Raw genomic sequence first — 23,840 nt, forward strand, 5'->3', positions numbered from 1 at the left:
GCATCCCCACGTAGCGGCTGCACCGAGCGTGGAAGCGACTCGCTCAGCGGGCGCAGGATCTCCAACGCCTGCTGCCGGCGGCCGGACTCGCCCAGGGACACGCCCCACCAGTAAGCCGCCTCGGGATGGGCGACTACTTCGCCCATCGGATCAATGCCCACCGCCTCGAAGTGGCGAGCCGCCTCAGGGCAGTCGCCCATGCGAAACGCGGCGGCGGCCAGGACGCGCCGCGCCAGGATCTGGCTCTCGAGCGGTACCGGGGCGACGGCAGGCGTTCGTGCACTGGCCCTACCGTCCGGAAGATGTGCGGGCCGTGCTGCCGCCGAGCCTTGAGCCCGATTTGTTCGACGGGCGGGCGTGGGTAAGCCTGACGCTTCGTGATGTCCGTCGTGCGGTGTGTGGGCTGCCGAGGGTTCCGGACACCTTCGCAGAGACCATCTGCGGACCTACGTGCGGCACCCGGGCGGGCCGCCCGGTCTGTGGTTCTTGTTCCTCGACGTCACCCAGCCCCTGCCGCTCGCGGCCCACCTGCTCGGGGTCCCCTACGTCCTCGCCGAGCGCTCGGACCAGAGCCCGCGCCTGCCAGGAGCGCGCTGCCGCCGAAGTCCGCTGCCGGCTCTAACCCCGGGCGCTCGGCCAGTACACGCCGAAACACTGCGTGGATCGCGCTTGTTCCAGGTTCACACGAACCAGCGCTGTCGCCGGATGGCCTGGGCTCAGTACCCGCTCACAGTCCTCCAGGGTGCGCTCGTACAGCGGCACCGCCCGCACCAGATCCCCCGCCGACTTGTACGCGACCGCGAGGTTGTTGCAGGAGTCCAGCGTGTCGGGGTGATCGGCACCCAGCACCCGGTCCGCGCGGCGTACGCCGTGGGCCCGGGCGGTCAGCGCGCCGACGGCGAGGCCTCGGCGAGCAGGTGGTGACGCTTGCACGCGCCGCGCATCACGTCACGAGGACGACCAGAGCAGGCTCGCGGACCCTTAGACGTCGCTACGCACCGCCCGTTTCTTGACGTCCGACGGTCGTCCGGGGTGGCTCTCCGCGCGCTTTCGTTGCGTTTGCCAGTCGCTGCGGGCGGCAGGAGACTGGTGATATCAGCGTGGCCCCGCCCCTGGAATCCGGGCTGGTCGGTGCCAGACGCTTCTCCCGTTGCTGTCACATCAGGGGCACCTGCTGTTTCCTCGAGCCTTTCTATGGCCGGAAACTCGAGCAGCGATCTGAGAACATCCAAGCATCAACTGATGAATTGTTAACCGTTGACCCTCTCGCCCAGGAGGTGTCCCATGAGCAGGACCCGCCCGATCAACTGCATCATTCCCCCGTACATTCTCGACAAGCTCCTGGAGAGCGAAGACCGTGAGGTGCGCCAGGCCGCCTTGGACACCCTGCTGACCACTGCGCGCCTACGGGGCGAGCGAGCGGTCCGGGCGTCCCTCGCCGGTGCGGCCGCCACCGCCGGTAACGGCCGGCGCACCATCTTCGACTGCGAGCAGGGGGTGTCCCTCCCCAATGCGGTCCTGGTCAGGCCGGAAGACGGACCGCAGTCCGCAGACCCGGCCGCCAACCAGGCGTTCGACGGACTCGGCCTGACGCGCGATTTCTACAAGGAGGTGTTCCAGCGCAATTCGATCGATGACCGGGGGATGCGGCTGGACGGATACCTCCACTTCGACGTGCAATTCAACAACGCGTTCTGGGACGGACGTCAGATGGTCTTCGGCGACGGGGACGGTAAGGAGTTCAGCAACCTAACGGGATCGCTGGACGTGATCGCCCACGAGTTGACGCACGGGGTCACCGAGAACACCTCGGAATTCGAGTACCACAATCAGCCCGGGGCCCTGAACGAGTCGATGTCGGACGTCTTCGGGTCGCTGGTCAAGCAATGGTCACTGAAACAGGCGGCCGAGGACGCGGACTGGCTGATCGGGGCTGATGTGTGGACCCCGGGAATCGCCGGCGACGCCCTGCGATCGATGAAGGCGCCTGGGCAGGCATACAACAATCCGCAGTTCGGAAAAGACCCCCAGCCCGACCGTATGAGCAAATTCATCCACCTGCCCGACACCCGTAGAGGGGACTTCGGCGGGGTGCACTTCAACTCCGGTATTCCGAATAAGGCGTTCTTCCTGGCGGCCGTGGGCATCGGCGGATTCGCATGGGAGACTGCCGGGGTCATCTGGTATGAATCACTCAAAGCCTCCAGTAAGCAGGCCACTTTCCAGGATTTCGCGGACACCACCTTCCAGAAAGCCGGAGACCTGTTCGGCGTCGGAAGCCCCGAGCAGTCGGCGGTACTGACGGCGTGGCAGGGAGTGGAGATCCAGATCAGCGGGGTTCCTGCGAGGCTCGCCCGGGCACGGAGCTTGCCGGTCAACGGGAACGGCAGCCTGGGCCGCCAGGACGGCCTGGCCGCCCTGTCCAAGCAGATCGGGGAACTGAACGCCAAGGTGACCGGGCTGGCCAAGGAAGTGGCCACGTTGAAGGGGGCCAAGTGAACACCGGTCGCGCGCAATGAAGGTGACTCTGGAGTCATACGGCGGGCTGGCGGCGGTAATCCGCCGCCAGCCCAAGGTGCAGGACACAGCGGCCCTGCCCGCGAGCGCCGCAGCAGAGCTGACCCAGCTGGTGGCGGCGGCCGTCGCGATGCCCGTGGAGGACCAGGCCGACCGTGCCAGGGATGCGATGACCTACACGATCACGGTGGAGGACGGTGACCACGCGACGGTCCTCGAGCAGTCGGACGCCGCCATGTCCGCGGCGTTCGCGACCTTGCTCACCTGGCTCAAGAAACACTTCGCGCAGCAGGACCAACCCTAGTCTGACGACCACCCGCCCAACGACACGGCTGAGCCGTCGTTGAGGCAGTGATGAAGGGCGCTGGCAGCAGTGCTCACGAAGGCCGCGGGGACCCCGCACGGGAAGACCCCTCCGACCCGCCGCGACCGCGGCCAGCGCCCGATCGCCCTCACATCACCGGAGCACGGGGGGACGCGAGTGGCACGTCGGCCCCGCCACCGTGACCCGGTTCCTGCAGTCGCTGCCACGCGAGGCTGTCCGGCCGGCCGATTCAGCTGAGTCGCGGCTCAGCGAAAAGCAGTGATGCTACGGGCGACCCAGCCGTTGAAGGGGCGCGGGCCGCGGCCGAGGACCCGTTCCACGTCCGGGCTGATCCGCAGTTCGGCGGCGTTCGGGGCGGCGATGATGTCCAGGGTGTCGTCGGCGAGCTCCGGCGGAACGAACCGGGTCATCGCAGCCTTGGCCTCCTCGCGGGTGAGTTCGTGGAACCGCACCGGCGCTCCGAGCGCGGCGGCGATGGCTTCCGCCTGCTGGCGCGGCGTGATCACCTCGGGTCCGGTCAGCTCGAAGACTCCGCCGGTATGCCGGTCGTCCAGCAGGCAGGCTGCCGCGACCTCGGCGATGTCCGCCGGATCTACGACCGGAACCCCGACATCGCCGAAGGGCGCGGCGACCGTCCCTTGCGTGCGCACGGACTCCGCCCAGGCCAATGCATTGGAGGCGAAGCCACCCGGTCGCAGGACAGCCCAGTCCAGGCCGGACTCCCTCAACGCGTCCTCCACCGCACGCATCGCGATCCGCGACGGGCCGAGCGGCCTGGTAGCCACGCCCTGCGAAGACAGCAGGACGACCCGGCGGACCCCGCTGGCCACAGCCAGGTCGATCACGTCGGCCGGCCTGGCTTCGGCGGCGTGCAGGTCGCCGGACAGCAGGAGGAACAGCGCCTTCGCACCCTTCAACACGGCGGCGAGACCATGCGGCTCGGCCAAGTCGGCCGACACGTGCCGGACCCCGTCCGGCACCGCCGCCGCGTGCCGCGACACCGCCGTCACCTGCTCGCCCGTCTCGGCCAGGGCCTGCGTCAAAGGCCGGCCCACATTCCCGGTAGCCCCGGTCACCACAATCATGTTCAGCTCCTGGTCAGTTGTGCGCTGTGACAGCTGACGCTAGGAGACAGGCTTACCTTCCGTAAGGACATACCCAGAGGTAAGCTCCGGACATGAAGGAAGGCGCGCAGCTGACGCAGGCCGAGGCGGGCAAACCGTATGAGGTGTTTCACACCGACTGCCCCGCCCGCAACGTGGTCGACCACGTGACCAGCAGGTGGGGAATCTGGGTTCTGATCTCCTTGCGGAGCAACAGCCTTCGTTTTTACGAGCTGCGCGACAGCATTCAGGGCATCAGCGAGAAGATGCTCGCTCAAACACTGCGCGCACTGGTCCAGGACGGCCTCGTCTGGCGGGAGGTCGAGCCGACGACGCCACCCCAAGTCACCTACGGGGCGACCGAGTTCGGCCAGGACGTCGCTGAGCCCCTGACGGACTTGTTCGACCGGATCACCCGGCGGCTGCCGCCCGGCCAACGTCCGCCGCGGAGCGGCTGAGCGCAACAGGTCAGCGGAACAACTGCCCGGAGCAATGAGCGTGGGCCCTGCCGGGCTGCGCCCACCCACACGCCCGCGGTTCTGATCGCCCGCGGACCGATCGACCCGCAACCTCTGACGGGTACAGTCGCTGGTGGCACAGACTGCCCGTCGCCGACAGGCTCCCCGGACCGCTGGTGCTCCGCTCCTGGACTGGTGGATTGAGCGCGGAGGTAACCGTCCAGGCACCTGCGGGCGGCCTCCTCGCTGGACCCGAGCACGGTCGCGCCCGTCTCCACCAGAACCCGGCTCGCCTGGACGGGCTCAGTTGCTCCTGCACCAGGCGGCACCGCGGTCTGGGTGGACTCACCCCGCGATTACGGTTGCCGCCTGCTGATCCCGGATCCTGGTGAACGCTTTCCCCGTATCCCTGCGGCTGGCTGACGGCCCGTCGGCCGACCATCAGGAGGGCCGGCCCGGAGCCCGGTTCGGCCTGACGTCAGCTGGAGCGTTCCGTCTGTTCGTCGGGCGGCAGCAGGTCTGCGGCTCTGCGTTCCATCAGGACCGGGAGGTAGGTGGGCGCACACGCGCGTACCTGGGCGGCCTTGTCCTTGATCGGCTCGGGCACCCAGTCCTGCGCGTGGTGGGCCAGGTCGGCGGCCTTCGCCCCTCAGTCTCACGGAGCGGCCCTCGGCAGGTAAGTCGATCCTTCGCCGCCCTGCGCGGTGGCCGGCAGCGCCCACAGGCTGGAATCTGCCGCGCCCATCGGAGCAGACCCGGGCGAAGCGGGCCAGGCCGGTCAGCTGTGGGAAGACAAAGCACCCGAGCCGCTGCGGCAGAAGTCCGATCAGGGAGCGCAGTTGGCCCGGAACAACCGCGAGGCGCTGCTGGCGGCGGCAGCGGGCCTGACCGCCACGGTGTGGCTGGCCTGCCGCCGCCGGAAGAGGTGAACGGAGCGAAGATCGCCTAGAGGCAGGTCGGTCTGGTCCTCGGCGCCGTCAGCGGCCTGGCTGCGGGAGCGTTGTTCAAGCAGACGTGGAAGATAGTCGGCCACGACAGGGACACTCCGGACGCCACTGACGAGGACCGCTCCTGGCACGAGGTGTTGCTCGCTGGCAGCAGTCGTCGCCACGATGCTCGTCGCCCGGGCCGTCGTCCTCCGGCAAGGCGACCGAAGGCTTGCCGCTCACCCGCGGCTGCGCCGTCTTGAGGTCGTGGCTCGCCGGAGTCGATGCGCGGGACCGCGCGCACTGGCCCCGCATGCCGAGTCAGGTGCCCGAAGCCGCCGTCGTCGCCCTGGCGGTGGAGCGAGCTGAGTACCTTCGGCTTGTGGATGCTGACCACAGCGCTGCTCTTTCATGGCGTCTCGCTCACTCGGTCGGTTCCTGGCCGGTGAGCAGGTTGAGCAGGCCGGCGGGGGCGTTGTCGCCGAAGATGAGCTGGTGGTTCTTGTCGGATTCGGCGGCGAACCGGGCGCTGCGGGCGAAGAGAGCCTGCTCGTACTCTGCAAGGGCGGCTTCGATGTCGTCGGAATGTGCGGCGATGGCTTTGCCGAGTTCGGCGCCGTCGAGCATGGCGAGGTTGGCGCCCTCCCCGGCGAACGGTGACATGAGGTGGGCGGCGTCGCCCAGCAGCGTCACTCCGGGAACGCGGTCCCACCGGTGGCCGATCGGCAGGGCGCTGATCGGGCGCGGGGCGAGGGCGGTTTCCCCGTCAGTGATGAGTGCGGTGAGTTCAGGCGCCCATCCGGTGAATTCTGCCGCGACCTGGGCCGCCGCCGTTTCGGGACTGGCGAGGATGGCGGCGATCCATTCCTGCGGCTTGGTGAGCGCGACGTAGGTGTGAAGAACGGCGTCGGCCTCTCGATGGCCAAGGATCCCCTTGCCGGTCGTGACGGCGAACAGGGAACCGTCGCCGGTGGCCTTGGCCGCTGCGGGGTGGCGCTGGTCGGCGTCGTACAGGTAGGTCTCGATGAACGACGTGCCGACGTACTCGGGCTTCGCGTCGGAGAGCAGCGGCCGGACCCTCGACCAGGCGCCGTCCGCGCCGACGAGGAGGCCGGTCGTCACGGTCGGCCCGTCGGCGAACGTCAGCTCGTGCCTTCCGTCTCCGAGGGGGCGGACACCGGTGACCTTGTGTCCCCACTGGATCATCTCGCCGGGCAGTGAGTTGATCAGGATCCGACGTAGGTCTCCGCGGAGCACCTCGGGGCGCCCGCCCGTGCCGTCGTCGGGCTGGTCGAGCAGGACCGCGCCGTGCTGGTCGAGCACGCGCACCGCCTCGCCGCCTTCGTGGATGATCGCGCGGAACTCGTCGGTGAGGCCGGCAGCTTCGAGGGCCAGCTGCCCGTTGTACTCGTGGAGGTCGAGCTGACCGCCCTGCGTGCGGGCGTCCGCCGATGTCTCGGCTTCGTAGATGGTCGCGGGGATGCCGTGCAGGTGCAGGACCCGGGCGAGGGTCAGGCCGCCGAGTCCGGCGCCGATGATCGTGACGGGAGTGGTCATGGTGGTTTCCCCTTCGACTGAACACGCTCTACTTGGGTACACTGTTCGCAGTAATGACATCACGATAGCACTACTGCGAACAGTGAGCGCAGTAGTGAGGAGGGAAACCCGATGAACGACGCTCACACGGTGGTCTGGAACCGGCCGGAGCGGGCCGCGAAAGGCCCCGCACCCTCACGCACCCGGGCGGAGATCACCGCCGCCGCCATCGCGATCGCCGACGCCGAGGGCATCGAGGCACTGTCCATGCGGCGCGTCGCCAAGGAACTGGGAACGGGCACAGCCTCGCTCTACCGCTACCTGGCATCCAAAGACGACCTGCTCGATCTCATGCTCGACGCCGTAGCGGCCGAAGACGGCGGCCCGCCTGCCCCCACCGGCGACTGGCGCGGCGACTTGCGGACACTGGCCTATCGCTCCCGGGCCACCATCCACCGGCATCCCTGGATGACCTCCCTCGCGGCGGGGCGCCCATCACTTGGACCGAACTCCCTCGATGCCACCGAACACGCACTCGCGGCCCTCGATCCCCTCGGCTTCGACATCGACGTCATGATCACCGTCGTCGATACGCTGCTTGCCTTCGTCCGCGGCTACGCCATCGGCGAGCTCGCCCAGCAGGAAGCCGTCCGACGCTCCGGAGTCGGCATCCAGGAATGGATGGACGCCCACGCGCCCTACCTCGACAAAGTCGTCAGGGCCGGGCGCCATCCACTCCTCGCCCGGGTCATTCGTGATGCCGAACTTCCCCACGCGGCCGACAGCGCCGAGCGCGGTTTCCAACTGGGACTCGAACGACTCCTCGACGGATGGGAGGCCAACCTGCCCATCCGGCCCTGACGATTCGACAGCGCCAACTGGATGTTCCTCGGCGAACTCCGCAATCCGACGTCGGCCTCCGCGCGCGCCGAACCCCCGACGCAGCACGATTCCCAGAAGCGCCCTCTGCCCTGGCAAGATCAAGAACGTGACGCCAGACTGGCAGTGATGATGCGCAGGATGGTCGACGTGCCGCCGCCGGTGCCTGCGGAGATCAGGACGTGCGGGGAGTCGGCGTCCAGGGCGACGGAGACCGCCTTGCCGCCGGATCCGACGCCGATGGCGGTGCGGACTCCTTGGCCTTGGCCATCATCTCCCGGATCTCAGGGTCCTCCAGCAGGGCCTTCGCCGGTGGCTTCGGGTCTTCTTCACCATCACGTACGTCTCGCGGCCGGCCACGCGCCAGGAGAACGTCACGCCCTCCAGTGCGAGCTTCTGCGTGATGAGGTCGGCGATCAGGTCCTTGGAGAAGTCCAGGCACCCCGGCACGTCGACGCGTATCTCTGCGGCGCCGTCGGAGAAGTTCTTCGGGATGTGGAAGCAGCGCCGCGGGTCGGTCTGCTCCGGCAGCCTGAGCGGCAGCGCGAGCGCCTCATGCAGCGGGAAGACCCACTCACCCATCAGCTCCCGGCGCTTGCGGGTCAGCAGCCCGTACGTGACACCGCCGACGGTCAACGCGGAGGCCGCGCCGACGCCGCCGGTCTCCAGCGCGGCGAGCGCCTGGTCCCGCTCCCACAGATCCTGAGTTCCGTACGTGCGGGTTGTGGTGCGCGGTCAGCGTGAGAGCGTGGCGACGGCCTCGGCGTGGACGCCGGGCGCGGCGGCCAGGAGGCTCTCGCTCTGCGGGGTCCAGGGGCGGCCCTCGGCGTCGGAGATCTGTCCGCCGGCCTCGGTGACGAGCAGCGCCCCGGGCAGCAGGTCCGCGCGGGCGCCGGCGTACTGCCAGAAGGCGTCGATCCGGCCGGCGGCCACGTTCAGCAGGTGCAGGGTTGCGGGCACGGCGGTGCGGACGACGAGCGCGTCGAAGAGCATCGCGGTGATCGAGGAGCCGACGCGCCGCACGACCTTCTCCTCCTCGTCCGGCCGGGCCTGGCTGGTGGCCACGATGCTCAGGCCGAGGTCCGCGGTCTGGGAGACGTGCAGCGGTCGGCCGTCGAGGTGGGCGCCCGCGCCGGTGAGCGCGGTGTAGGTCTCGCCGGTCAACGGCAGGTGGACCGCGGTGAGCACCGGCTAGTTCTCACGCACGAGGGTGGCGGTCACCGCCCACTCCGGCAGGCCGTGCAGGTGGTTGACGTTGCCTTCGGCCGGATCCACGACCCACCATTCGCCGGGCGGCAGCGCCCCGCCGTCCAGCTCGTCCTCCACCCAGCCGGCGTCCGGGCGCAGGCGCGTGAGGCGGGGGCGCAGGATGTCGAGGGCCGTGTCGTCGTTGGCGGCGAGCGCGCGCATCAGCTCTTCGCGGTTCTGGTAGCGGACCACCTCGCCGAAGCGCTCGCGCAGCGCCGAGCCGGCCGCGCGCACGGCGATCGCGGTCTGGCCGAGCAGGTCGGCGTCGGAGGCGGCGACGTCAGTGGTCTGAAGCGTTTCGGACATGGTGGTACTCCCGTCTGAGGAGGGGTGATGAGGCGGGTCGGGCCAAGCTGTGCGTTCCGTCTTGCGCTCTCGTCTCGAAGGTATACAGCCCCTTAATTAACTTCAAATGCATGTCAAGCACGCCTAGGATTACTCACATGCAATTGGATTTGAATCTGCTCGCCGCGCTCGACGCGCTGCTGGAGGAAGGCAGTGTGGCCGGGGCGGCCGCGCGCCTGCACGTCACCGCCCCCGCGATGAGCCGGAGTCTGGGCCGAATCCGGCGCACGACCGGGGACCAGATCCTGGTGCGCACCGGCCGCACGATGACCCCGACGCCGTATGCGATCGCCGTCCGGGAACAGGTGCACGAGCTGCTGCACCAGGTCCAGGGGGTGCTGGCACCGAGCCGTGAACTCGATCTGGCAACGTTGGAACGCACCTTCACACTCCGCTGGCATGATTCCCTGGTCGCCTTGAGCGGCCCCACACTGCTCTCGGCGGTGCGCGGACAGGCGCCGGGAGTGCGATTGCGCTTCGTCGCGGAATCGAGCGTCGACACCCCCGAGTTGCGGCGTGGGGAGGTCGACCTGGAAGCGAACGCCAACCGGCCGAGCGCACCGGACATCCGTGCCGAGAACGTGGGCGAGACCCGCCTCGTCATCGTCGTGAGGAAGGGGCACCCCCTCACCCGCGTCAGGACCGTCACCGCGAAGCGGTACGCCGCCGCTGAGCACGTCACCGTCTCGCGACGTGGAAACCTCAGCAATGCCCTCGACGACGCCCTCGCGCGGATCGGCCTCACCCGCCGCGTGGTGGCGACCGCGCCCACGGAAGCAGCCGCGCTGGAGTTCGCGCGCGGCTCCGATCTCCTGATCAGCGTCCCCGAAGCCACCACGCAGTCAGCGGTCGCCGACCTCGGCCTGGCCGTGCTCCCCCTCCCGCTCGAACTGCCTTCGGCACCGATATACCTGTCGTGGCATCAGCGCTACGACACCGACCACGCCCACGCCTGGCTGCGCGGGCTGGCGCGAACCGCGCTGGCCATGGGAGGAGCGTCGTCATAGTCGGCGCCGTCCGGCCGCTTCAGCCATACGTCCACGCGACCACTTCGATGCCGCGCGGCCGGCCGCTGTGCGGACCCGCATCAGATCACCAGCCCCCGGCGGTAGGCGTACACGACCAACCTGAACGCGGTCGCGAAGCCCGAGTCTGTCGAGGACGCGAGACACGAACGTCCTGACGCTCTCCTGGCTGATCAGCAAGGCTGCCGCGACCTCGCTCAGCCGCCAGGGCCAGGGCGCTCGCCCGGCCGGTCCCGCTGCCCCCGCCGGACTACCGCCACCCCCACGCCGGCGAACTCACCCTCGGCTTCGAGGCATTCACCCCGTCCGGCGCCCCTCACCAGACCCTCGGCCTGTACCCCGTCGAACCAGGCTCACCCTCCGAGACCGCGCCGCGCATGCTCTGACCTCTGCTGTGCCGAGTGGCACACAGCGTGACCAGCACCGCCGTCACCGCCCCGTGCCACCAGACCTACGGGACTCAGTGATGCGCGAGCCCGACCGCGGACAGCAGGCAGGATCACGACCAGATCGGCCGGCTCACCGCCGAGGGGCCATGACGAGAGGCGCGTAACGCGTCGCCCGGCGCGGCGAGCTGCTGGCCCTTGGACAACGAGGCGGCCTCCTGCCTTGCCTCCCGCCCCGGGCAAGTACGCCTCGACGACAAGCATGCTTTACAGTTCAACCGCCGCCCCGCTCATACGGCCCATTCACGAACATTGCGCCATCCCGGGGCGCCGCATGCCACGGCCGCCGACACACCACCCCCGTCAGGCGGCCCTCCGCCGGGGGCTGGCGCCCATCCCCTGTGCGCGCCAGCCCCCGCCCCCTTCAACGAACCCGTCGGCTCGTCAACGGGAGGGCTGCCTGTCGCTGCATGCGGAGATGAGAATCACGCGTCCTGTTCGGCGCCGGTCATCAGGGCGAGCAGGCTGCGGGGCGCACGGTCGTCGATCATGATCGTGTAGAAACCGTCGTCGTCCGCTTCCACGGCGGCGGCGCGGGCGAACATGTCTTGTTCGTGCGCGGCGAGGGCCGCCTCCGCATCGCGGGGGCGCGCGGCGAGGGCCCGGCCGAGTTCAGCGCCGTCCTGCATGGCCAAGTTGGCGCCTTCGCCGTTCGGCGCCCGGAGGTGGGCGGCATCGCCGAGCAGAGTCACCCCCGGTAGGCGGTCCCAGCGGTGCCCGGCCGGCAGGGTGAAGATGGGGCGCAGGGCCGGCGGGGTGTCGCTGTCGGTGATCAGGGCGGTGAGTTCGGGGGCCCAGCCGTCGAACTCCTTCGCGACCCGTGCGGTGAGCGCTGCGGCGTCGGTGGCATCAAGGCGGGCGAACCAGTCCTGGGGCTTCTTCACCTGCGCGTAGGCGTGCAGGGTCCCGCTGCCCTCCCGGTGGGCCAGCAGTCCCCTCCCCGGTGCGAGCGCGAACAGCGATCCGGCCCCCACCGCCTCGGCGGAGGCTGGATGGCGGGTTCCTGCGTCGAAGAGGAACGTCTCCACGCTGCAGACGCCGAAGTACTCGGGAACAGCCTCGGAGAGCAGCGGTCGTACGCGCGACCAGGCACCGTCGGCACCGATGAGCAGGTCCGCGACAACGGTGGTGTTGTCGGCGAAGGCCACCTGGTGGCGGCCCCCGCCGAGAGCCCGCACCGCGGTGACCTTGTGGCCCCAGCGGACGGTGCCGGCGGGCAGGGAGTCGAGCAGCAGCTGCCGCAGTTCGCCGCGCGGTACCTCCGGGCGTTCGCCGGTTCCGTCGTCGGGCAGGTCGAGCAGCACGTTCCCCGCCTGGTCCATGACCCGGTACGCCTCGCGGCCCGGCAGGATCAGCTTGCGGAACTCCTCGATCAGACCGGCCGCTTCCAGAGCGGCCTGCCCGCTGTGGGGGTGGAGGTCGAGCAGCCCGCCCTGGCGGCGGGCTTTCGGCGCGGGCTCCGCCTCGTAGACCGTGGCCGGGATGCCGTGCACGTGCAGTACGCGGGCCAGCGTCAGGCCACCCAGGCCCGCTCCGATGATCGTGACAGGTGTCGTCATGGTCCCTCCCCAGCCCCTTGTGGGGCGCTTCAACGCATATTGGATCGCCACTCCAAACACGCTAACACGAAGTTGGATCGACGCTCCATTCGTGCGATGCTAAGCGGCATGGTGAAGAGAACAGCGAAGGGATCTGTGCGGGCCCCACGGCGGACGGACAGCCTGTCGAGGGAAGTGATCATCCAGACCGCGATCGAGATCCTGGACAGCGGTGGCGAGAAGGCGCTCACGCTGCGCGCGCTCACGGTGCGCCTGAGCACTGGCTACGGAGCGATCTACCACCACGTCGTGGACAAGAACGATCTGCTCGCGACGGCCACTGACGACGTCATCACCGCCGTGCTGTCCGGCGCGGTCGCCGATGCGGACCCGCGCACCGCTCTGCGCCGTCTCGCCCTCGGCCTGTTCGATGCGATCGATGCCCACCCCTGGGTCGGGGCAGAACTCTCCCGCCAACCGCGGCGGCCCGCGCTACTGGACTTCTACGAGAGCATCGGCCGCCTGCTGGACGCCCTCGAGGTTCCGGAAAAGGCGCGCTTCGACGCGGCCGGCACGCTCGTGAACTATGTCCTCGGCGTCGCCGCGCAGAACGCCGCGAACGCACGGCTCCGCGCAGGCAGTGACACGGACCGGGAGACCTTCCTGAAGAACTCTGCCACGCAATGGGCGCAGCTCGATCCCGGCCGGTACCCGTTCGTGCACGCGGCGGCGACCCAGCTGGGCGAGCACGACGACCGCGAGCAGTTCCTCGTCGGGATCGACATCTTCCTCGCCGGTATCTCTGCCCTGGGCTAGAAACCCCCGGCACTCACCGCCCTCGCGGCGCCGCCCAGCCGGTGCCCGCCCGTACGCCGCAGCGCGATTTCAGCGTCGGCCGACCTTCAGGGGCGAAGCGCGGCTCGGGCTGGTCATGAGCATCTCCTGCTGGGAGTGGGATACCGGCGACGGCAACGACAACAGCTTCCGAGAAACTATGAACCGGTTGAACAGCAATCAGTTCTTCAGCCACATCCGGACCGCCATCGGCGCGGCGTCGCCCACGCTCATCGGGCTCATGATGGACCTCACGTCCATGGCGATCACCGGCCTGCTCGGTCGATCGACAAGCCCGGCCTCGCCCTCGGATCGACACCGGCGGATCCACTTATGAGCCGTGGCGCCGGAGATGCCCATCGCGGTCGCGACATGCGCGACAGGGCGGCCGCGCAGACACGTTCGGCCAGCAGCCGCCTGCCGTGAAGGGTCAGCCGGGCATTACGGTGGGACACGAAGACCTCCGTGCGGTGCAGTCCTAGACAGCTCCACCACACCGGAGGTCTTCACCATGATCAAGCCCTGCCAGTGTCAACAACGCTCGTGAACACCTAGCCCCGCCCTAAAAGGCGTTGTCCAGCGCCAGGGTGAGCTCGGCGATCCGCCACCGACCGTCGGACCGGCGCAGGGCGAACGTGTAGACCCCGGTCGAGATCATCTGGATGCTCTCGCCGGTGTTCCTCGTCTGCACCAGATAGGCCCGCACCTCAGCGGTGGCGGCGTACGTCGTCGTGACCACGACATTGCCCAGGTGGTGCCGCACCCTTCCGGTCTGGGCCGTGTGCCCGTCACGGATGAAGTCGAGCGCCGCCGCGCGTCCGGCGACCGGGCCGAGCACTCCCTGTCCGGGCATCGTGAAGGTCCAGGTGGTGTCTTCGGTCAGGACCGCTTCCAGCTCGGGCACATTCAGCTCGTCCAGGGCGTGGGCGTAGTTCGCCACCGCCTGCTGGAGTTCGGCGGTCACGAGACCACTGTCAGCACGATCTTGCCTTGGAGGTGGCCCTGCGCGGCTCGCGTGTGTGCGCTGCCCGCCTCGGGCAGCGGGTAGGTGCTGTCCACTCCGACCTGGAGCTTGCCCTCGGCGAACAGGCGCCCGATCTCGGCGAGCTGGGGGCCGTTGGAACGCACCTGAATGTTCGAGACTGTGATGCCCAGACTCGCCGTCTCTTCCGGGTCGTACTGGGCGAAGAACACCGGAAGCATGGTGCCGCCGCGCTTGAGCACGGTCAGGAAGCGTGAGCTGTCCGGGCCACCGACGGTGTCGATCACCAGGTCGACACCGCTGACCACGTCCGCGGCCTGCGTCCTGGTGTAGTCGATGAACTCATCTGCGCCGAGCTTGCGCAGGAACTGCTCGTGCCGGCCCGAGGCCACCGCGATTACGTGTGCCCCCTTCCATTTCGCCAGCTGCACCGCGAAGTGACCCACTCCACCGGCGGCCCCGTTGACCAGCACGGTCATCCCTGGCGTGATCGGCACCGGCTGGTGCACCTGGCCGGTGAAAGGAGACGGCACGTCGTGGCCGAGATCAACCAGGTACTGCCAGGCCGTAAGCACGGCCATCGGCGCCCCAGCCGCCTGCACGTGGTCGATACCGGCCGGCTTGTGAGCCAGGTCCGAAGCCGGCGCGGCCACATACTCGGCGTATGTCCGGCCGTCGAATCCGGGGAACCGCAGCATGCCGAAGACCTCGTCACCGACGGCGAACCCCATCACGTCCGGAGCGACCGCCTGGACCACGCCCGACATGTCCGTTCCGGGGATCAGGGGGAACTCCAGCGCCGGCCTCACCTCGGCCGGCATGACCTTCATCCCCTCACGCAGGTACCAGTCCGGCGGGTTGATTCCCGCCGCGTGCACCCGGACGAGCACCTCGCCCGGGCCGATCTCGGGAACCGGCACCTCGTCACACTGCAAAACTTCCGGCCCGCCCGCTTCGTGGAACTGGATCGCCTTCATCGCACCTGTCGCTTTCTTGGGGAAACGTTGCTCCTTCAGTCAAGGCCCAGGACGGCATGGCCGTCCAAGACCGGTTCGGCAACCTGGTCATTCCGAAACGGCATGACGCCTACGCTGGACGGGTGAACGATCTCGGACAGGACCTGGAACTGCGGCTGGTGCGCTACTTCACCGTGGTGGCGGCGCACCAGCACTTCGGCCGGGCCGCCGCCGACTTGCACGTGGCCCAGCCGGCGCTGAGCCGCCAGATCCAACGGCTCGAGAAATATCTCGGCGCACGACTGCTGGACCGCGTACCCCAGGGCACCCGGCTCACTCCGGCCGGCCAGAGGTTCCTCCCCCGGGCCCAAGCCCTGCTGCAGGCCGCCCGCCAGGCCGAGCTGGCCGTGCGTGAACAAGCCGAGACCGAACGAATCGTCATCGGCTACGTTGAAGACCTGGTGATCACTGCCGCCGTACGGGAACTGCGCCGCCGTCACCCGGACGCCGAGATCGCCACCCGGTACCTGAGCTGCCGCGACGTCGGGGCGCTGTCCGACAAGCGCGTCGACGCCCTGATCGCGCGGGCCCCGCTGCCGCTCGCCGCCGACGACGTGTTCACCACCCCGCTGTACGAGGAGCCCCGGATGCTCGTGGTCCCACGCGGCCATCCCTTGGCCGACCGTACGTCGGTGACCGCGGAAGAACTGGCCGGCGAGGAGGCGGCGCCCTGCGCGTTCGATACCGCGGACTGGACTTCCTACCGGATCCTCGGGGCCGGCGTGCCGCCGATCGAGAGCTACGAGGACAAGCTCGAACTCGTCGCGAGCGGCAGGGCGATCGCCGTGCTGCCGGTCGGCGATCGGCGTAGCTCACTGCGTCCCAACCTCGTCACCGTCCCGGTCGAGGGCGCTCCCCCGAGCCAGGTCGTGCTGGTCAGCCGCAAGGGCGACCCGAATCCGATGATCAGGAATCTCAGGCTGGCGGCCAAGGCCGTCCTGACCGCCCCGGCAGCGTGACCGGGCCCGCTTTGGCACTGAACTGCCCCAAGCGGTGCTCATGCGCGCCGTGTTCGTGGCTCATCTGCCGGCATCGCTCGGGGTTGGGTTGTGCCGACTCAGCGTCCGACCTGGAACGGAGATCAAGCACGCCGTCTCGACCATCTGTTTCCCAGACGGAGGGCATTTGTTCGTTTTTGTGTGTGCGGGGTGCGGCGCTGAGCTGACCGCCCCGCTGTCCCAGGTCGCCCTGCCGGTCCATGCCCATCAGACGTACGGGAACGGGGCTCAGCTCCCGGTGCTCATGGACTCGGGCACGTTCGCCGTGGACCCGGAACCCTGCGGGCCGCCGTGGCGGAAGTGGGAGGAGGACCAGCCGGACGAGGCAGCCGCCCGCGGTGTCTACGCGCCGGTCCACGCCCTCTCCGACGGCGCGCCCGGCGCGACCGTCATCGCCCCCGGCGACGCCCACGGCGACGCCCACGGCACCGTACTGATCCCGGAGAATCGCGGAGGCGGCAACTGCTGCGGCCTCGACGGGTCCGCCGGCCCCAACGTGGCCTGCGCGGCGTGTGCCCGGCCCGTGGCGAGCCGGATCGACGACTGCTCGCTCTGGCAGGCGATGTGGCTCGTACCGAACGCCGTACGCCGCCTTCCCGTCGACGGCACCAACGCCGCACCACTTCCCTGGTCGGAGTTGATGGCGGAGGGGAAGGGCACACCGCCGTTCGAGCCGATCGCCAGATGGGGGTCGCGGATGGCCGCGGGCCACTGGTCGCACCACTGGTGGTCGTGGAGCCCGCAGTGGGAGGCGGCGGCCGGCCGGGCGCTCGCCCATCTGCTGGCGGCCTCGGAGGGCCGGTCCGTGGTGGTCCCGAATGGCTTGGCCGCGGAGGTGTTCCGACGCGCGCTCGACGGCATGCTGCCCGCGGGTCCGCAGGCGCGGCGCGCGGTTTTGGCCGGCCCGGGACGGCCGGCTCCCGACGGGGACGCCGACATCCTCCTCGTGCCGTCCCATCCGCAGACGGGGGAGGCGTGGGCACCGGCCGACCCGGGACCGTACCTGGTGCCGCTGCCGTTCGGGGTGTGGCTGTGGCTGGCCTTCCCCGAGCCGGACCCGCCCTTCCCCACCTCGGGAGGCCTACCCGACGGCGTTCTCCGCGACGACTTCGACCCGCCCGCGCCGCGCCCCCGCCACCTGTTCCGAGCCGACCCGGAAACGTTTCGGCAGACCCTGGTCCGGCTGCCGGACGTCCGCAGCCCGTGGCTGCGGGAGATCCTCGACAACCTCACGCAACACATGCGCGCCGGCTACTTCTAGCCCGCGACTGGCTTTGCACGCGAGGAACGAACAGCAGGTGTTCACCACTTCGGGCTCCGACTCCGAGAACGGGAGTCGTCTGCCAACGACTTCGGGAGTCCGTTCATCGCGTGCCCATGATCAATGTCCATGAGTGCGGGAGCCACTCCGCCCAGGCTTGACCGAGGGCGGGACGGAGGGCATCAGACCGGAGCCTCAGCGGCTCATTGGTGGCCCTTCTCGGTGATCATGTTGATCAGGCCCTGGGCGGTGTTGTGCTCGGAGTCGATCCCCGGGGCCTCTCCACCTTCAAAGGTGGCGGGCTCGGAGCTGCGGGGGAACATGGTCTGCTCGTACTCGGCGAGCGCGGCCTCGACATCGTCGGGGTGGGCGGCGAGGGCCTGGCCGAGTTCGGCGCCGTCGAGCATGGCGAGGTTGGCGCCTTCGCCGTTCGGGGGCGCGAGGTGGGCGGCGTCGCCGAGCAGGGTGACTCCTGGCACCCGGTCCCACCGGTGCCCGGTCGGCAGACCGTAGTGGGGGCGCAGGACCGGCGCTGTGTCGCCGTCGGTGATCAGCGCTGTGAGTTCCGGTGCCCAGCCGTCGAACTCGGCCGCGATCCGCGCGGTGGCCGCGGCGGCATCGGTGAAGTCGATGGCGGCGAACCAGTCCTGCGGCCTGGTCAGTGCCACGTAGGTGTGCAGGGTGTCGCCGCTTTCCCGGTGAGCGAAGATCTCCTTGCCCGGCGAGGGCGCGATCAGCATCCCGCCACCGACCGCTTTCGCGGCGGCCGGGTGGCGGGTGTCGGCGTGGAACAGGTATGTCTCGACGAACGACGTGCCGTCGTACTCGGGTGTGGCGGCGGAGAGCAGCGGCCGTACCCGTGACCAGGCGCCGTCCGCGCCGACCAGCAGGCTGGTGACGACGGCGCCGCCGTCGGCGAACGTCACCTCGTGGCGGCCCGGACCGACGGTGCGGGTGCTGCTGACCTTGCGCCCCCACCGGACGGTGCCGGCCGGGAGCGAGTCGAGCAGGATCTGTCGTAACTCGCCGCGGTGCACCTCGGGACGGCCGCCCGTGCCGTCGTCGGCCTTGTCGAGCAGGACGGTCCCGTCCGGGTCGAGGACCCGCATCGCCTGGCGGCCCTCCAGGACGATGGCGTGGAACTCGTCCATCAGGCCGGCCGCCTTGAGGGCGAGCTGTCCGTTGTAGTCGTGGATGTCGAGCAGCCCGCCCTGCGTGCGCACCGTCGGGGAGGACTCCGCCTCGTAGACCGTGGCCGGGATTCCGTGGACGTGCAGGACGCGGGCCAGAGTGAGTCCGCCGAGTCCGGCGCCGATGATCGTGACGGGCATGTGCATGGTGACTCCTGGGGATCGGGGCCGCCCAGTGAGTTCTGGCCGGCCGTTCCTGAAACATTGCCGGACCTCGCCGACAAGCCACCGACATCGAACCGGCAGCCGCCGATGGATGACCGACACCGCATATCCGCTCCGCCGGCGACGAAGCCCAGCCCGCACTGGGTACGACGAACGGCCCGACGGGAGGAGCGGCCAGATGGCTGCGGCGGTGCCGACCAGGGCGCCCAGGCATACGACCGCCGCACCCGTGCGTCGCCCCGCGGTCCAGCAGGGGTCTTCGCCTTCTCGGGCCCGTCCGACGTTGCTGCTGACGCTGCCCGAGGACTGGGCTGCCGCGACGTTGACGCGGGCGCGGTCTCCGTGAACGACGACGTGGAACGTACGGTCCACCTGGCCGGGTGTGGGGATCTGCTGGTCGTCCGGCATGGTCGCGCGCAGCTCTGCCACGAGCTCGACGACCGTCGTACGTACCTGGTCGACCAGTCCGTGCAGGGCGGAGAAAGAAACGGACCAGTAGAAGGCGGGGTCCATGACCCGGGTGAGTTCCAGCCCGCCCGGGATGCTCAGGCGGGCATGCTCCCCGTCGCTTTCGCATCTCTGAACGAGGGGCCCGGCAGTTCGCAAGCACCGCGCGCCCGGCGCGGCGGCCGAAGCCGGCGGGCACGGCGGCCCGGTGCCGGCGGGCACGGCGGCCCGGTGCCCGGCCTCGTGCTCGTCGCGCAGCCACTCCGTCCACACCGTCGCCGGGTGCCGGGTGCCGGGTGCCGGGTGGCGCACCGAGAAGTAGCAGCGGCCGTGGGGCGGTCGGCCCGGCAGCCGCACTCCCCGGTCGAAGACTGTGCTTGTTCACAGCCGGACGGCCAGCCAGATGGTCACGGCCGCGGTTACGGTGAGTCCGACGTTGAGTGCGATCCGGCGGTCTTGGCCGCTCAGGTGGACGGTGATCGCGCCGATTTGCAGGAGTACGAAGCCGATGGCTGCGGCCGGCGCCAGCGAGGGAGCGATGCCGGTCAGCGGCGGCAGTACCAGGCCGGTCGCGCCGAGTATTTCGACCGTTCCCAGCACCCTGAGGGCGGGCAGGGGCATGCGGTCGACCCAGGCCATCATCGGTCGGAGTTGATCGCGGCTGCGGATCACCTTCAGTGTGCCTGCGTAGAAGTAGAAGAGCGCGAGCAGTCCCGCGACGATCCAATAGGCGATGTTCATGGTTCCCGTTCATGGTCCACCGGTTCACGGGGACCCGTCGATTGCGTTGTGTGCCAGAAGAGCCCCGGCGGAGGCCGGGTCCGCCGTTCGAGGGGACCCGGAAGCCGAAAGGCGCCGGTGCCGCCGCCTTGCCTGCTGAAGAGAGGGTGGCCGGGCCGTGCCGTCGGCTTCAGGCGAGGTCGGTGGCGGGCTCGGTCGCGTAGTGGCTCATCGCCTCGATGTTGGCCTGTGGTGTCAGCGGCCGGCCGCCGGCGAGCACCTCCTGGAGGTCTCGGAAGTACTGCACGTACAGGTCGGGGGTGAAGGTGCTGAGCATGACGGCGGGTTGGTCGGTCAGGTTGGCGAAGGTGTGCGGGGTGCCGGGCGGAACCATCACGAGCGTGCCCGTGGTGGCGTCGTGGTCCTCGTCCCCTACGGTGAACCGGACGGTGCCGGAGAGGATGTAGAAGCCCTCGTCGTGCAGGCCGTGGCGGTGCTGCGGCGGTCCCTGGGTGTGCGGGGCGAGGACGGACTCGGCGATCGCGAGGCGGTGCCCGGTGTGGCTGCCGTCCTCCAGGACGCGCATGCGCGTGGTGCCCAGAACGATCGTCTCGCCCTCGCCGGGACCCACCACCGACAGGGCGGGTCCGGTCCGCGGCTCGCTGTTTCGTGCTTCTTCGGTCATGCTCACCAGTGCACCGCCCGAGCTGCTTCAGTGTCCAAGACCCGTTCCACGGCGCCGATACCCGGTGGGTATCGTTGCAGCGTGGAGCTACGTACCTTGCGCTATTTCGTCGCGGTCGCCGAGGAACTCCACTTCGGCCGGGCCGCCATGCGACTGCACATGAGCCAGCCGCCCCTGAGCCGGGCGATCAAGCAGTTGGAAGCCGAGGTCGGGGCCCTGCTCTTCGCCCGCTCGCCCACCGGCGTCACGCTCACTCCCGTGGGCACGGTGCTGCTCGACGAGGCGCGGGCCCTGCTCGACCATGCCGACCGCGTCCGGGTACGCGTGAGCACGGCAGCCGGCGCCGCGACCATCACCATCGGCATCCTGGGCGACGGCACCGACCCGGGAGTGTCCAGGCTGGCCGCCGCCTACCGCCGAAACCACCCCGGCATCGACATCCGCATCCGCGAGACCGATCTGACCGACCCGACGTGCGGGCTGCGCGCCGGACTGGTCGACGTCGCCCTGACCCGGGCGCCGTTCGACCAAACCGCCCTGACGGTCCGTGCGCTGCGGACCGATCCGGTCGGCGTGGTCCTGCGCGCCGACGATCCGCTGGCCCGCCGCGACGGCCTGCGACTGGCCGAGCTGAGCGACCGCCGCTGGTTCCAGTTCCCGCAGGGCACCGACCCCGTCTGGCAGTCGTACTGGAACGGCGGCAGGCCGCGCGAGGGCCCAGTGGTGCGTGCCGTCCAGGAATGCCTGCAGGCCGTGCTGTGGGACGGCACGGTCGGCCTGGCCCCGCTCGGACACGACCTGCCCGCGGAGCTGGCCGTGGTACCGCTGACCGACATGCCGCCGAGCCCAGTGGTGGCGGCGTGGAACAAGAGCGACACCAACCCGTTGATCCGATCCTTCATCGAGACCGCGACGACCGCCTACCGTCACTGAGCACCGGCAACCGGCGCTGCCGCAACTCAGGTTCTGGCTCAGATTCGTGCTGGTGGGTCAGTGCTGACCGGAGTTCCGAGCGAGTGCGGCCTCGCGTTCGAGTGAGATGTCCCGCAGGAGCGCGGTGTCCTGGTAGAACGTTCGTTTCTTGGCGATCTTGCCGTCTATGACGTCCACCAGTTCGATGACGGTCATGGTCCACGGGTGCCGTCGATGTCGGTGCCGCTGTTGGTGGTGACGACGACCACGCGGGTGGGGCGCCTTCGGCGATGAGCTCGTCGATGCGGATGGCCGCGACGTCCAGGCCGGTCAGCCGGTGCATCCCGTGGCGGGCGGGGACGATGGCGGCTCCGTGGTGGACGCCGCTGCCGGGGTGGCCCCAGTTGAGTTCCAGCTCCTGTTCGTCGGAGAGATCCTTCAGGGTGGCGAAGTCCGGTCCGCCTTCTCGCAGGGCGGCTTCGTAGAAGCGACGGACCACGTCCTTGTTCGCCTCGGCCCGGGTGGGGTGTGCGATGGGCATCGGACGTGTCCTTGTCGTGTGCAAGTTTCCGGGACCGTCGCGGATCAGTCCCGGAAGCTGGGGGTGTGTCGGTGCGCCCGGTCGTCGGGGCGCGCCTGGTCAGGCGGCGAGGGAGCCGAACCAGCGGGTGGCGGCGCGCCGGAATGCCTCGGGGTCGGGGTCGGGGCCCTCGGCCCAGGCCACGACGCCGTCGGGCCGGATCAGCAGGGCGCCGAACCCGAGGCCGTTGGCGACCGGGCCGGGAACGTAGCGGATGCGGTCCTGCCAGCGGGCGGCGGTCTCCCGCAGGCTATGGCCGGCGGTGAAGTCGAGGGCGAGGCCCTGTCCTTCGCGCAGCAGGTCTCCGAGGCGGGTGCCGTCGCCGAGGCGGAAGTCCGGGGCGGTGAAGCCGACGGACGGCTGGTTGTTGCCCAGGTCGTAGTGGTGGGCGAGCCCGGAGGTGTTGCGGAAGACGTGGGTGGTGCCGTCGATGGTGCGCAGCAGGTCGTGGACGAGCCGGCGCAGGGCCGGGGCGTTGGGGCCGGGGTGCATCGTGGCGACCTGGGCGCGCGACCAGTCGAGGATGGCGGCGCCGACGGGGTGGCGCTCGGCGGTGTAGGTGTCGAGCAGGTCCTCGGGGGCTGTGCCGTGGAGGGTGGCGGCGAGCTTCCAGCCGAGGTTCATGGCGTCGCCGATGCCAAGGTTGAGTCCTTGGCCGCCGAGCGGGGAGTGGATGTGGGCGGCGTCGCCGGCGAGCAGGATGCGGCCGTTGCGGTAGGTGCTGGTCTGCATGGCGCGGTCGGTGAAGCTGGAGGCGAGGTGGACCTCGTTGATCGTGACGTCGGTGCCGGAGATGCGGCGCAGGACCGTCTGGAGGTGGTCGGGGGTCAGCAGCTGGGAGCGGTCGAAGGCACCGCCGTCGAAGTCCATCATGCCCAGGTGCCCTTCGAAGGGCGTGCGCAGGTACATGCCGGTCGGCGTCAGGTTGAAGCCCAGGTCCAGCTTGTCCGGGTCCTTGAGGGCCACGCGGGCGACGTAGCCGGTGAACAGGGGCTCGGTGCCGACGAAGTCGAAGCCCGCCAACTGGCGCACCGCGCTGCGTCCGCCATCGCATCCCACGAGCCAGCGTGCGCGGTAGTCGCATCCGCCGGCCCGCGCCAGGACGCCGTCGCCGTCCTGGGTGACGGCTTCCAGCGGGGCGCCGCGCACGATCCGTGCGCCGAGCGCGGTCACCCGCTCCTCCAGGACGCCGGTGACCGCTTCGAGGCTGGTCATGATCCCTTCCATCGCCGGGCCGGGCAGCCGTGGCGGGAGGACGCCGGGGTCGATGTCGGCGGGGTCCAGGCGCAGGCCCGCGAAGTGGCTCACGTCGCGCGGGGCGGGCGCCTCGTGCGCATCGGGGTGCGCGCCGACCTGCTGCGCGTCGGCGCGTGAGGCGTCCAGGAGGGCGGTGAGCATCCCGCGGCGGTAGAACGCCTCGACGGATCCGACGTTCAGGCCGCGCATTCCCAGCGGGAGCTCCTTGAACGGCGAGGCCGCCTCCGGGTCCTTCTCCAGCACCAGGACCGAGTGGTTCGCCAGGGCGAGTTCGCCGGCGAGGAACAGGCCCACCGGACCGGCCCCCACGATCACCACGTCGTGCATGTGGATTCTCCTCCAGTCGCGAGCCCCGGCCTGGCCGGGGTTCGGCGGATCGAGACCGTGCTCTGTGAGACTCGAAGCCACAGCCTTGGAGCATTGCTCCAATATTGGAACGATACTCCA

Annotated in this window: 26 protein-coding genes and 3 pseudogenes; 13 read left to right on the top strand and 16 right to left on the bottom strand. The window is 69.8% G+C overall.

The window, feature by feature from the left end; genetic code table 11:
* Positions 1-313 precede the first annotated feature (313 nt).
* Positions 314-622 (top strand): hypothetical protein, encoded by a 309-nt coding sequence (locus OG429_RS41335; RefSeq protein WP_405959364.1) that lies wholly within the window; start codon positions 314-316, stop codon positions 620-622.
* Here OG429_RS41335 and OG429_RS01750 read toward each other — a convergent pair.
* Positions 619-933 carry a tetratricopeptide repeat protein gene (locus OG429_RS01750; RefSeq protein ID WP_328923482.1) on the bottom strand — a complete coding sequence of 105 codons (315 nt, stop codon included), beginning with the start codon at positions 931-933 and terminating at the stop codon, positions 619-621. The genes OG429_RS41335 and OG429_RS01750 overlap by 4 nt on opposite strands.
* Positions 934-1,284: 351 nt before the next feature.
* Between OG429_RS01750 and OG429_RS01755 the strand changes: the two genes are divergently transcribed.
* Positions 1,285-2,499, top strand: a complete 1,215-nt coding sequence (locus OG429_RS01755; RefSeq protein ID WP_328923483.1) for a M4 family metallopeptidase — start codon at positions 1,285-1,287, stop codon at positions 2,497-2,499.
* A gap of 16 nt (positions 2,500-2,515) precedes the next feature.
* Positions 2,516-2,821, top strand: a complete 306-nt coding sequence (locus OG429_RS01760; RefSeq protein ID WP_328923484.1) for a protealysin inhibitor emfourin — start codon at positions 2,516-2,518, stop codon at positions 2,819-2,821.
* A 266-nt stretch (positions 2,822-3,087) separates the two neighbouring features.
* On the opposite strand, the gene OG429_RS01765 is transcribed toward OG429_RS01760, so the two are convergent.
* Positions 3,088-3,927 (bottom strand): SDR family oxidoreductase, encoded by an 840-nt coding sequence (locus OG429_RS01765; protein WP_328923485.1) that lies wholly within the window; start codon positions 3,925-3,927, stop codon positions 3,088-3,090.
* A 92-nt stretch (positions 3,928-4,019) separates the two neighbouring features.
* Between OG429_RS01765 and OG429_RS01770 the strand changes: the two genes are divergently transcribed.
* Positions 4,020-4,403 carry a winged helix-turn-helix transcriptional regulator gene (locus OG429_RS01770; RefSeq protein WP_328923486.1) on the top strand — a complete coding sequence of 128 codons (384 nt, stop codon included), beginning with the start codon at positions 4,020-4,022 and terminating at the stop codon, positions 4,401-4,403.
* A 478-nt stretch (positions 4,404-4,881) separates the two neighbouring features.
* Here the strand turns inward: OG429_RS01770 and OG429_RS01775 are convergent, their stop codons facing one another.
* A complete protein-coding gene (locus tag OG429_RS01775; RefSeq protein WP_328923487.1) occupies positions 4,882-5,010 on the bottom strand; it encodes a hypothetical protein in 129 nt (42 codons plus the stop codon).
* Positions 5,011-5,364: 354 nt separating this feature from the next.
* On the opposite strand from OG429_RS01775, the gene OG429_RS01780 reads away from it, so the two are divergent.
* Positions 5,365-5,592, top strand: coding sequence for a DUF4235 domain-containing protein (locus tag OG429_RS01780; protein WP_328930128.1), 228 nt, complete (start codon positions 5,365-5,367; stop codon positions 5,590-5,592).
* Positions 5,593-5,752: 160 nt separating this feature from the next.
* Here OG429_RS01780 and OG429_RS01785 read toward each other — a convergent pair whose 3' ends face one another.
* Positions 5,753-6,886: an FAD-dependent oxidoreductase gene (locus OG429_RS01785; protein WP_328923488.1), complete on the bottom strand. Its 1,134-nt coding sequence runs from the start codon at positions 6,884-6,886 to the stop codon at positions 5,753-5,755.
* 111 nt (positions 6,887-6,997) lie between these two features.
* Between OG429_RS01785 and OG429_RS01790 the strand changes: the two genes are divergently transcribed.
* On the top strand, positions 6,998-7,726 hold the full coding sequence (locus OG429_RS01790; protein WP_328923489.1) for a TetR/AcrR family transcriptional regulator C-terminal domain-containing protein: 729 nt from the start codon (positions 6,998-7,000) through the stop codon (positions 7,724-7,726).
* A 288-nt stretch (positions 7,727-8,014) separates the two neighbouring features.
* On the opposite strand, the gene OG429_RS01795 is transcribed toward OG429_RS01790, so the two are convergent.
* Both OG429_RS01795 and OG429_RS01800 read right to left on the bottom strand, forming a co-directional pair.
* Positions 8,015-8,380 (bottom strand): hypothetical protein, encoded by a 366-nt coding sequence (locus tag OG429_RS01795; RefSeq protein ID WP_328923490.1) that lies wholly within the window; start codon positions 8,378-8,380, stop codon positions 8,015-8,017.
* A gap of 99 nt (positions 8,381-8,479) precedes the next feature.
* Positions 8,480-9,298 (bottom strand): annotated as a pseudogene (locus OG429_RS01800) (inositol monophosphatase family protein).
* 137 nt (positions 9,299-9,435) lie between these two features.
* Between OG429_RS01800 and OG429_RS01805 the strand changes: the two are divergent.
* Positions 9,436-10,344, top strand: coding sequence for a LysR family transcriptional regulator (locus OG429_RS01805; RefSeq protein WP_328923491.1), 909 nt, complete (start codon positions 9,436-9,438; stop codon positions 10,342-10,344).
* 80 nt (positions 10,345-10,424) lie between these two features.
* Here OG429_RS01805 and OG429_RS01810 read toward each other — a convergent pair.
* A pseudogene (locus OG429_RS01810) lies at positions 10,425-10,560 on the bottom strand (LuxR C-terminal-related transcriptional regulator); the annotation flags it as partial.
* A 38-nt stretch (positions 10,561-10,598) separates the two neighbouring features.
* Here OG429_RS01810 and OG429_RS01815 point away from each other — a divergent pair.
* Entirely contained in the window at positions 10,599-10,748 is a 150-nt protein-coding gene (locus tag OG429_RS01815) for an MmyB family transcriptional regulator (RefSeq protein ID WP_328930129.1), read from the top strand.
* 485 nt (positions 10,749-11,233) lie between these two features.
* Here the strand turns inward: OG429_RS01815 and OG429_RS01820 are convergent, their stop codons facing one another.
* Positions 11,234-12,367 carry an FAD-dependent oxidoreductase gene (locus OG429_RS01820; protein ID WP_328923492.1) on the bottom strand — a complete coding sequence of 378 codons (1,134 nt, stop codon included), beginning with the start codon at positions 12,365-12,367 and terminating at the stop codon, positions 11,234-11,236.
* A gap of 108 nt (positions 12,368-12,475) precedes the next feature.
* Here OG429_RS01820 and OG429_RS01825 point away from each other — a divergent pair, with 108 nt between their 5' ends.
* Both OG429_RS01825 and OG429_RS01830 read left to right on the top strand, forming a co-directional pair.
* Entirely contained in the window at positions 12,476-13,162 is a 687-nt protein-coding gene (locus OG429_RS01825) for a TetR/AcrR family transcriptional regulator (RefSeq protein ID WP_328930130.1), read from the top strand.
* A 115-nt stretch (positions 13,163-13,277) separates the two neighbouring features.
* Complete coding sequence (locus OG429_RS01830) at positions 13,278-13,517, top strand: hypothetical protein (protein ID WP_328930564.1); 240 nt, start codon at positions 13,278-13,280, stop codon at positions 13,515-13,517.
* On the opposite strand, the pseudogene OG429_RS01835 reads toward OG429_RS01830, so the two are convergent.
* The 3 genes and pseudogenes from OG429_RS01835 to OG429_RS01845 all read right to left on the bottom strand — a co-directional run.
* Positions 13,448-13,635: pseudogene (locus OG429_RS01835) on the bottom strand (leucine zipper domain-containing protein); the annotation flags it as partial. The gene OG429_RS01830 and the pseudogene OG429_RS01835 sit on opposite strands and share 70 nt — an antisense overlap.
* A 107-nt stretch (positions 13,636-13,742) precedes the next feature.
* Positions 13,743-14,144: a nuclear transport factor 2 family protein gene (locus OG429_RS01840; protein ID WP_328923493.1), complete on the bottom strand. Its 402-nt coding sequence runs from the start codon at positions 14,142-14,144 to the stop codon at positions 13,743-13,745.
* Positions 14,141-15,139: an NADP-dependent oxidoreductase gene (locus OG429_RS01845; protein ID WP_328923494.1), complete on the bottom strand. Its 999-nt coding sequence runs from the start codon at positions 15,137-15,139 to the stop codon at positions 14,141-14,143. Before OG429_RS01845 ends, OG429_RS01840 begins: the two co-directional genes overlap by 4 nt.
* A gap of 122 nt (positions 15,140-15,261) precedes the next feature.
* Between OG429_RS01845 and OG429_RS01850 the strand changes: the two genes are divergently transcribed.
* Both OG429_RS01850 and OG429_RS01855 read left to right on the top strand, forming a co-directional pair.
* Positions 15,262-16,137: a LysR family transcriptional regulator gene (locus OG429_RS01850; RefSeq protein WP_328923495.1), complete on the top strand. Its 876-nt coding sequence runs from the start codon at positions 15,262-15,264 to the stop codon at positions 16,135-16,137.
* A gap of 166 nt (positions 16,138-16,303) precedes the next feature.
* Positions 16,304-17,437: a hypothetical protein gene (locus OG429_RS01855; RefSeq protein ID WP_328923496.1), complete on the top strand. Its 1,134-nt coding sequence runs from the start codon at positions 16,304-16,306 to the stop codon at positions 17,435-17,437.
* Between the two features lie 203 nt (positions 17,438-17,640).
* Here OG429_RS01855 and OG429_RS01860 read toward each other — a convergent pair whose 3' ends face one another.
* From OG429_RS01860 to OG429_RS01870, 3 genes are all read right to left on the bottom strand, one after another.
* Positions 17,641-18,774, bottom strand: a complete 1,134-nt coding sequence (locus tag OG429_RS01860) for an FAD-dependent oxidoreductase (RefSeq protein ID WP_328923497.1) — start codon at positions 18,772-18,774, stop codon at positions 17,641-17,643.
* 846 nt (positions 18,775-19,620) lie between these two features.
* The gene (locus OG429_RS01865; RefSeq protein WP_328923498.1) at positions 19,621-19,980 is read right to left on the bottom strand and encodes a DoxX family protein; all 360 of its coding nucleotides are present in this window, start codon (positions 19,978-19,980) and stop codon (positions 19,621-19,623) included.
* A 169-nt stretch (positions 19,981-20,149) separates the two neighbouring features.
* Positions 20,150-20,644, bottom strand: coding sequence for a cupin domain-containing protein (locus OG429_RS01870; protein ID WP_328923499.1), 495 nt, complete (start codon positions 20,642-20,644; stop codon positions 20,150-20,152).
* Between the two features lie 81 nt (positions 20,645-20,725).
* On the opposite strand from OG429_RS01870, the gene OG429_RS01875 reads away from it, so the two are divergent.
* Positions 20,726-21,577 carry a LysR family transcriptional regulator gene (locus OG429_RS01875; protein WP_328923500.1) on the top strand — a complete coding sequence of 284 codons (852 nt, stop codon included), beginning with the start codon at positions 20,726-20,728 and terminating at the stop codon, positions 21,575-21,577.
* Positions 21,578-21,634: 57 nt separating this feature from the next.
* On the opposite strand, the gene OG429_RS01880 is transcribed toward OG429_RS01875, so the two are convergent.
* Positions 21,635-21,772: a hypothetical protein gene (locus OG429_RS01880; RefSeq protein WP_328923501.1), complete on the bottom strand. Its 138-nt coding sequence runs from the start codon at positions 21,770-21,772 to the stop codon at positions 21,635-21,637.
* 424 nt (positions 21,773-22,196) lie between these two features.
* A complete protein-coding gene (locus OG429_RS01885) occupies positions 22,197-23,720 on the bottom strand; it encodes an FAD-dependent oxidoreductase (protein WP_328923502.1) in 1,524 nt (507 codons plus the stop codon).
* Positions 23,721-23,840 lie beyond the last annotated feature (120 nt).

It is taken from the genome of Streptomyces sp. NBC_00190 (assembly GCF_036203305.1).
GTDB lineage: Bacteria > Actinomycetota > Actinomycetes > Streptomycetales > Streptomycetaceae > Streptomyces.